We start from the raw sequence: 9,230 nt of genomic DNA, 5'->3' as shown, positions 1-9,230 counted from the left end.
CTGGCGGATCAGTTCGCCATTGTCGTTACCGATAGCGATGGCGATACGGCTTCGACCCGCCTGACCATCGACGTCAATGACGATGTGCCGACGGCACGTGACGACAGCGACACCATTGCCGAGGAGACCGCTTCCGTTTCCGGCAATGTGCTGGCCAACGACACCACCGGCGCCGACACCACCGATGCCGATCCGGCCAGCGTAGCGCTGGACGCACCGACGGGCGCAGGCAATTACGGCACCCTGACGCTCAACAGCGACGGCAGCTACACCTACCAGCTCGACAACGACGATCCGCGGGTGCAGGCGCTCAGCGGCGAGGAAGAGCTGACCGAGACCTTTGCCTACACCCTGACCGACGCCGACGGGGACACCTCACCGGCGACGCTGACCATCACCGTGACCGGCACCGACGACGGCGTCAGCCTCTCGGGGCTGGCTACCGGGGGCAGTGACGTATCGGTGAGTGAAGCCAATCTGGAGCAAGGTTCTGCCCCGAGCGAGGACGCGCTGACCAAGCCCGGTAATTTCACCTTTACCAGCGCCGATGGCGTGCAAAGCGTGCAGGTGGGCAACCAGTCGCTGAGCCTGGGCGAGCTGCAGGGCCTGACCGCCGATAGCCCGGTGGTGGTCGATACCGAATACGGCAGCCTTAGCCTGACCGGCTTTACACCGTCGGATAGTGCCAACCCGGCCGCCGGCGGCACCGTGAGCTACAGCTACACGCTGGACACCCGCGTCGACAACGACAGTCAGGCAGGTGCCACGGATGCCGGCTTCACCGAGACGGTGGCCCTGGTGGTCACCGACGATGACGGCAGTGCGGCCAACGGAAGCCTCAGCATCGCGATCGCCGATGACAGCCCGTCCATCGAGTTCGTTGAAGCGCCTGCCAGCGTGGTCGAAGGCGAGAGTGTAGACGGCACCTGGAGCACCGACGCCGGTGCCGATGGTGCCACCGTCAGCGTGACAGCGGCAGGCGAAACCAAGCCGCTGGGCGATGGCGATACCGATTTCGTCAGCTTCAAGCTCGCCGAAGGCACTCTGACCGTCACTGGCGACGGCAACTGGACCTTCGAGGCCAAGGACAACCTCGACCAGGCCAACAGTCCGTCGATCGACTTTACCATCACCACCGAAGACAGCGATGGCGATACCGCCACCGATAGCCACACCGTCACCATCACCGACGGCAGCGGCCCGAGTGTCAGCATCAAGGAAGGCGACGATGATGCTACTACCGAGGCGCTGGATCTGACACTGCAGGACGCCGACACCGGAGTCTCTGCGGATCAGGACAGTGGCGTACTGACGTTTAACGCGGGTAGCGACAGCCTGGTGAACTTCGGCTTTGGCAATATCGGTGCCGATGACAGCGTCACCGGCATCAGCGTCCAGGGTCTGGCGGCTGGTGAGTCTTTGGTCTGGAGCGCAAACGACGAGGGTGAACTGGAGGCTCGACTCGCTGGCAGCGACGACCTGGTGCTGACCCTGAGCCTGCAGGCGCCGGCCTCGGTGGCGGCTCAGAACAGTGGCGATGTCAGTGTCACGGCCACGCTCAGCGACAGTCTGCCCCATGGGGTGGCAGCGACGCTGAAGAACTCACTGTCTATCGAGGGCGTGAGTGTGGTGGCGAGCCAGGCTGATGGGGATAGTACGACGGCGACCGTCAAGGTTTCGGTGGTCGATGACGCGCCGGAGGCGGTGAATGATCAGCTCGATGGCGTGCAGTCTTCGCAGGTGATCAGCAAGGGTGCCGATGTTGGTCTGCTGGCCAATGACACCCAGGGCGCCGACGGCGCCACCGTGACCTTCGTCGATGAGTCTTCCCTGCAGGGTTCCCTGACGTGGAACGCCGATGGCAGCTTTGACTATACGGCCAAGGACAACGCCAGCTACACCGAGGTGGTCAACTACACCATTACCGACGCCGACGGTGATACCAGTCAGGCCACCCTGACCATCAATGTCGAAAACGGTACGCCGACGACTCAGCCGACCAACGTGCAGGTCAACGAGGCCGGGCTTGACGAGGGTTCCCAGTCGGCGACCAATTCAGAGCAAGTGAATGGGCAATTGGTGGCGACCGATGCCCAGGGCGACGACTTGACCTTCAAGGCGGAGACTATCAAGGGCAACTATGGCGAGATCGACATCCGCGCCGATGGTTCCTTTACCTACACCCTGACCAAACCGGTCACCTCGTCGGATAACCCCGTCGATGACGCCGAGAGCTTTGTCTATACGGTGACCGACAGTCACGGCAATTCCGCCACCGGCACCATTACCGTCGATGTCATCGATGATGTGCCTCAGGCCGCCAATGACACCCCCGCCGCGCTGCAGTCCGGTACCTCGTTGACCACCACAGCGGGCAACGGAATGCTGGCCAATGACGTCCAGGGTGCGGACGGGGCCACGGTCATCTCCGTCGATGACAGCGGGCTGCGTGGTCAGCTCAGCTGGAACGCCGACGGCAGTTACACCTACACCGCCGACGCCAACGATAGTTATGAAGAGGTAGTGAGCTACACCATCAGGGACGCCGATGGCGATACCAGCCAGGCGACCATCAAGTTTGTGGTGAACGACGGCTCGCCCACGGCCAATGCCAGCGCAGCTACCGTCAGCGAGGCCGGGCTTGCCACGGGCAGCGATGCCGCCAGCAATAGCGAAGTGGCGGAAGGCCAGCTTCAGGCAAGTGATGCCCAGGGCGATGCACTGACGTTCACCGCCACGACCCTGCGCGGCAGCTACGGCACTCTGGTCATCGAGGAGAATGGGTCCTACACCTATACCCTCGATACCGCCGTGACCGGCGCTGAGGCGGATAACGGTCAGAACACCCTGAATGGCCAGGACGTATTCAGCTATACCGTGATCGATGCCCACGGCAATAGCTCGACTGCCAGCATCAGCATCAATATTGTCGATGACGTGCCAACGGCGGTCGATGACGTTGTGAGCACCGCCGAGGACACTGAGGTCACCGTCGACGTACTGGCCAACGACGAGGGCGGAGCCGATGGCGCCACTCTGGTGTCGGCGAGCATGGCGTCGGGCTACGAGAGTGCTGGCAGGGTGACCATCGATAGCGACAGCGGTGAGGTGACCTTCACTCCGGCGGCGGGCTTCGAGGGCGCCGCGGTCATCGACTACACCATCACCGATGCCGACGGCGACACCAGCAACGCCACCTTGACGGTCAATGTGGCGGCTGACTCCACGCCGGAGGCCACCAATGGTGTCGCTCGCGTGGACGAAGATGGCCTGTCGGGTGGCAATGCCGGTGGCCCGGGTGATGCGGCCGGTGAGGCGACCGTCGTCACCGGGACGCTTGGCTATTCCTTTGGCAACGATGGGGCAGCGAGCTCAAGTGCCTTTAGCTGGAGTCTTGATGGCCTGCCCACGGTAACGGCCAGTGGCCAGGCGGTGTCCTACACGTTGAGCGACGACGGCCGCACGGTCACGGGGCGTGACGCCTCCAACGCACTGGTGTTGACCGTTGCCCTGACCGGGGTGGCGAACGGCGCCTACAGGGTGACACTGCACCAGCCTCTGGACCATGGTGAGCAGGGTACGGAGGACTCTCTGGCGTTCAATGTCGGCTACACCATCGTCGATTCCGATGGCAGCCCGGCCAGTGGTCAGTTGCAGGTGCTGGTCAACGACGACAGCCCGGAGGCCTTTACCTCGGATTCGGCTGCTCTCGTCGATGGTCGAGGCGGTCAGCTGAACTTTGCTGGCGTGTCTGGTGCCGATGGGGTCAAGGACGTGACCTTCACCGATGTGCAGGGGCAGCCAGCCACTGACGCGGACGGCAACCCCCTCTACTTTGACAGCGAGGCGCTGACCTATCAGGTATCCACCGACGGTCATCAGTTGCAGGCGGTGACTGCGGATGGGGTTGTCGGCTTTACGGTCACCCTGGATCCGGCCGGAGACGGCTATCAGATCAACGTTGCCGATGGCGAGATCAGCAACGGGCGTGTCGAGCGTGCCGATATCTCTGAACTGAGTCTCGATGGTGTCGTGCAGTACCACGGCATTAACTACCAGGACGATGAGGGTGACAACGACGTTCTCTACTCGACGCCCAATGGCGTTGGCATGGTGCCGCTGGACGGCACGCTCGGTGTCTTCGGTGGTGTAAGTCCCGGTATCGAGCTTAACGAAGTCATCCGCATCAGTTTCCTCGATAGCCTGGGGTTCTCTGTCACCGGTGAGCCGAGCTGGCAGGGGCACGAAAGTGTGTCCGAGGTGACCCAGACCATCCATGTTGAAGGTGACGGTGCCAAGGCAGTGGTCACCGTGGCTGCCTTCAACTACGCAAGTGATGTGCCGGGTTCTGGGTCTCCCAGCCAGACGGTGGACAACGATATTCGTCTGAGCGCCGATGACGTCCGCATTCTCGATCAGACAGGCACCGATGTTACCAACAAGGTGTCCATCAGCGTCGATGGGGCCGGCCGTCTGATTCTGGATGGTGTGGAGGATGGATGGTCGTTCGAACTCAGTCCGGATGGTGGGCTCCAGGGTATCGAGGTGGTGGGCGGTAGCAATACGCCCTTTACCCTGGGCGATATGGACTATCGGCTTGGTGAGGCGGGGGATGCCTTTGACATCGAGCTCGGATTGACCGGTATTGACGGTGACGGCGACAACGCTGCGGGCAGCCTGACCGTCGAAGTCAGCGCTCCGGATCAGTTATACGTCGGTGACAACTCCGACAATACTGTCTCCGGCGGTGGCGGCAGTGATGTCATGGTGGGTGATGGTGGTGGCAACTTCACCGTGGTGAATCCTGCGCAGAACTATAATATCTCCCTGATTCTCGATTCCTCGGGCAGCATGAGTAGAGGCTCCGGTACCGCTGGCCTGTCCCGCATGGAATTGGCCAAGCAGGCTCTGGCTAATCTGGTCGAGCAACTGGCCGATTTCGACGGGGTAATCAATCTCCAGGTCGTCGATTTCGATACGGGAGCGCGGTTTACCCAGACCATGGATCTGGGCTCGGTCGACAGTGAAGTCGAACGGATCGTCACCTATATCAACTCCGTCGATGGCAGCAGCAATAGCGGGGGCGGCACCAACTATGAGGCGGCATTCGAGGCATCGAAAGGCTGGTTGGAGGAACAGTCGAGCAGTAACGGCTACGAGAATCTGACCTACTTCCTTACCGATGGGCTGCCGACGTTCTACGTCAACGACAGTGGCGGTACCGGTGGTAACGGTCGGGATACCGGCTTTGATGAGGTCAACAACGCGATCGAGTCCTTCGAAGGCCTGTCGGCAATCAGTCGCGTCGAAGCGATCGGTATCGGCTCCGGCATCAACGAAGACGTGCTGAAGTTCTTCGACAACACCGATGTCACCGGCGCGAGTGAGATCATTCCCTACTCGTCGGTTACACAGACGGGAAGTCGCCAACTTGCCGACTTCACCGGCCTGGATAGTCCGCTAGACTCGGCGACTAGCTGGACCAAGTCCGGGGACGCCACCGGTACGCTAGTCGTGGGAAATGGTTCGCTGACGTTGACGGATATCAGCCGTTTCTCGGGTAGTACCGTGGCGACCAGTGCCGCCTTCGTTCTTGACACGCCTGATACCGGCTACTCGACACTCGAATTTAGCTACAGTACCGATGCCTACGGCGGGGCTGACTACTTCGGCTGGGAGGTTCAGAAATCCAATGGCAGCGGTGACTGGGTGACGGTCGACTCCGGTTATCCCCGCGAAAGCCAACGGGGTTCCTCCTTCGAAACCGATCAGCTTGACAGCGGTGTCTATCGTATCGTCATCGAGGTCGTCAACGGGGGTGGGCAGCAGGATCTGGTCCAGCTCGACAGCATCACCATCAACGACTTCGGGTATCCCACTGCGCCGGTCGGCGAGGCATCTGTCGTCAACACCGCCGAGGAGCTCGAGGCGGTGCTCAAGGGCGGCTCGTCCTTCGACAAGCTGGCGGAACTCGGCGACGATGTACTCGATGGGACGGATCGCGGTGACATCATCTTCGGCGACACCATCAATACCGACCATCTCGAATGGACCAATGGCGATGGAGAGGAATTCAGGGCAGGCGAGCATGATGGCCTTGGTTTTGCCGGGCTGTTCGAGTTCCTCAAGTGGTCGGAAAATGGCGGAGCAGATCCCGACGAAACCCAGGTGCTCGAGTACATTCGAGGAAACTATGAATCCTTGATGGACACCGAGCGCAAGGATGGCGGCGCCGACACCCTCAAGGGCGGTGACGGTGACGACACCCTGATCGGCGGCGGTGGTAGCGACACGCTATATGGTGAGCAAGGCGATGACCTGCTGCTCGGCGGTGCCGGCGATGACACCCTGGTCGGAGGACTCGGTGCGGATACCTTCGCCTGGGTGCTGGGTGATGAGGGAGTGGTCGGAGATCCCGCCGACGACGTCATCACCGACTTCCACGTCGCGCCTGCCGGTGTCGACGCCAGCCAGGACCCAGAGGCCGATGTGCTGGATCTCAGCGAGTTGCTGCAAGGCTACGACAAGGACGACGACCAGCAGTCGCTGAATGACTATATCCACGCCGAACAGGAAGGGGATGATATTGTGCTGTACGTCAAGAGTGACGGAAATCTGGCGGACGACAATGGCAACGCTGATCAGGTCATTACCCTGGAAGGCGTGGCCAACGCGGCCCCAAGCCCCGATGATTTCCTGACGCAGTTGCTCAACCAGGGCCAGCTGGATGTGTAGGCAAGCGCTCGGTCCAGACGTATAGCGCGAAACGGGCAAGGCCCTCGGCGGTAAACGCCGAGGGCTACTGATCAAGGGAAACTTGATATATGCTCGACCAACAAAGATTGCGGAGAACGTGACATGTACGTCCAGCGTGACGGGGAAGGAAAGCTTGTCTGTGTCAGCCGGGAGCCTACAGCGACCTGCGACGAATTCATGGCGCCGGATGATCAGGAGCTGTTGTTCTTCCTGTCAGACGGTAACGAGCGCAACGAACAGTCCCAGTTCCATGCCTCCGACCTGGCCTTTGTGCGGGTGCTCGAGGACGTGCTTGATCTGCTGATGGACAAGGGCGTGATCAGCTTCACCGATCTGCCTGACGCGGCCCGCCGCAAGATCATGGACCGCCAGTCATTGCGTCGTCGCTACAATGATGTGGATCTGGTAGGGGACGACGACCCCCTCATCTAAGCGCTGAGCATCTGCACCTCTCAAGTCGCATGCGTCGACTTGGGCAAGACAAAGGGCCACCTTCGGGTGGCCCTTTGTTGTGTACCCCTCATGTCATCGACGCTCACGAGTGCTTGTCGGTTTCCATCCTGGCGGACACAGCAGGGCCGGTGACACCGTCCAGGCCCAGCTCGAACAGGGTGTCGATATCGCGATCCTCGTCGATGCCCTCGGCGATGGCCTGGATCGCCAGCGAATGGCACAGGGTCGCCATGCCCCTGAGAATGGTCTGCTGCTCCGGCCGCTCCGACACGCCACGACACAGGGTGGCGTCGATCTTGATGTAGGACAGCCCAAGATCCTGCAGATCTCCCAGCTGGCGGAAGGCCGCACCGACGTGTTCCATGCCCAGATGACAGCCGAAGGGGGCCAGCGACTGACACAGATATCGGAAGCTCTCGAGATCGCTTCGGGCGATCGACTCCGGCACCTCGATCCACAGGAAGGGGGCCGAGTCCGGGCGGGCGCTGAGGCGTTGTTGCAGGGCGATCACGACATTCGGCTGGGTAATCGCTGCATGGGACAGGTTGATGCCCAGCGGCTGCCGGTGGTGATGGATGGTGTCGAGGGCGGCATCGATCACCTTGATATCCAGGCTGTCGTGGAGGCGCAGACGGGCGATCCAGGGCATGAAGACACCCGCCTGACGCCATTCGCCCTTGATGTTTAGCCGTGCAGGGGCCTCGTGATGCAGCAACTGTCCGCGCCGATCCAGCACCGGATACTGCCCCAGCAGCACGCCGTGCTCCATCGCCTCGACCAGCGATGAGCGCCACTCGGCGCGGCTACGGTAGAGCGTCTCCTGTTCCACGTTGTGGCAGGACTCGATCGCCTGTCCAGGACGGCTCTCGGCCAGCGACAGGGCGCCATCCAGTGCGGCCATCAGGGTGGTGCGCTCCTGGCCGTGGTGGTAGACCGCCAGGGCAGCGGGGAGCCGCAGTACCGGAGCGTTCTGTGCGGCCAGGGTCGACAGATTGTCGTCCAGCCGTTCGCGGGCCCAGCTTTCGTCGACGTTGCCGCACAGCATCAGGGCGAAGTCACTGCCGTTGAGGCGACCCACATAGCCTTCGCCATGGGCCTCGGCGATGGCGGTCAGGCGTTGGCAAAGGTCGCTGAGCACGCCGTTGGTGTGCAAGTGGCCGCGGCGTTCGTTGAGCGCGGCCAGGTCGGTGGCGCGGATCATCGCCACCACGCCGTAGCTGGATTCACCCTGTTGCTCGAGGCTGTAGTTGAGGCGGTCGATAAAGGCTTCCCGGGTCAAGGCCCCGGTCACCGTGTCATGCAGCAACTGGCGGCGAAGCCGGTCGATCTGCTCGCTCTCGCGCTGGAGCATCTCGCGCACGCTTTCCGACAGCCGGTTCATGGCGTCGGATACTTCGCGCAGTTCCAGTGTGCGGGGCAGCGGGGCGACGGTGAAGCGACGCTGGCCGATATCGTTGGCCTGGCGCGTCAGGGTCTTCAGCGGGGTGCGGATCTGGCGCACCAGCAGGTAGGCAATCAGCAGGCTGAGGGCACCTGCTGCCACGAACCAGGCGGCCATGCGCAGGGTGCTCTGCCACAGCGACTGGTAGGCGAAGCCATGTGCGCTTTCGAGTTGCAAGGTGCCAAGCTGCTGCCAGCCATCCTGGATGACCGCAGTGCCGGCGGGGACCTCGAAGGCGACCAGCTCACGGAACCATCCCGGCACGCCGGTATCCTCGGGGGCTGAAGAGACGCGACGAATGATCGGTCTGTCCTGGGTGTCCAGCAGCTGGATCTTGCGGTAGTGGCCGGTGTCGAACTGCGCCGAGATCAAAAGCTCCAGCGTCACTTCATCCTTGTCAGGCATCTGGCTCATGCTCAGCGCCAGGGCATTGGCGTTGTCCGCGTTCTTGATCAGTATTTCCTGTTCGATGTAGGCGCGGCTGCCCGATACGGCCACCACCAGACTGCCGATCAGGGCAATCAGCAGGATGGCAATGATGGCGAGCCAGAGTTGTTTGATCAACGACATGGCGGCGTCT

The 9,230-nt window shown here is 62.0% G+C and carries 3 protein-coding genes; 2 read left to right on the top strand and 1 reads right to left on the bottom strand.

Annotated features, from left to right (window positions below):
* Nucleotides 1-6,735 (top strand): cadherin-like domain-containing protein (locus NFH97_RS20690; protein ID WP_349625486.1); only part of this gene is annotated, 6,735 nt, incomplete at its 5' end.
* Nucleotides 6,736-6,858: 123 nt separating this feature from the next.
* Entirely contained in the window at nucleotides 6,859-7,188 is a 330-nt protein-coding gene (locus NFH97_RS20685; protein ID WP_045994806.1) for a hypothetical protein, read from the top strand.
* A 103-nt stretch (nucleotides 7,189-7,291) separates the two neighbouring features.
* Here the strand turns inward: NFH97_RS20685 and NFH97_RS20680 are convergent, their stop codons facing one another.
* The gene (locus NFH97_RS20680) at nucleotides 7,292-9,220 is read right to left on the bottom strand and encodes a bifunctional diguanylate cyclase/phosphodiesterase (protein WP_349625485.1); all 1,929 of its coding nucleotides are present in this window, start codon (nucleotides 9,218-9,220) and stop codon (nucleotides 7,292-7,294) included.
* Nucleotides 9,221-9,230 lie beyond the last annotated feature (10 nt).

Source organism: Halomonas sp. SCS19 (assembly GCF_040147015.1).
Taxonomy (GTDB): Bacteria; Pseudomonadota; Gammaproteobacteria; order Pseudomonadales; family Halomonadaceae; genus Halomonas; species Halomonas litopenaei.
This window is presented reverse-complemented; position numbering and strand designations above follow the sequence as displayed.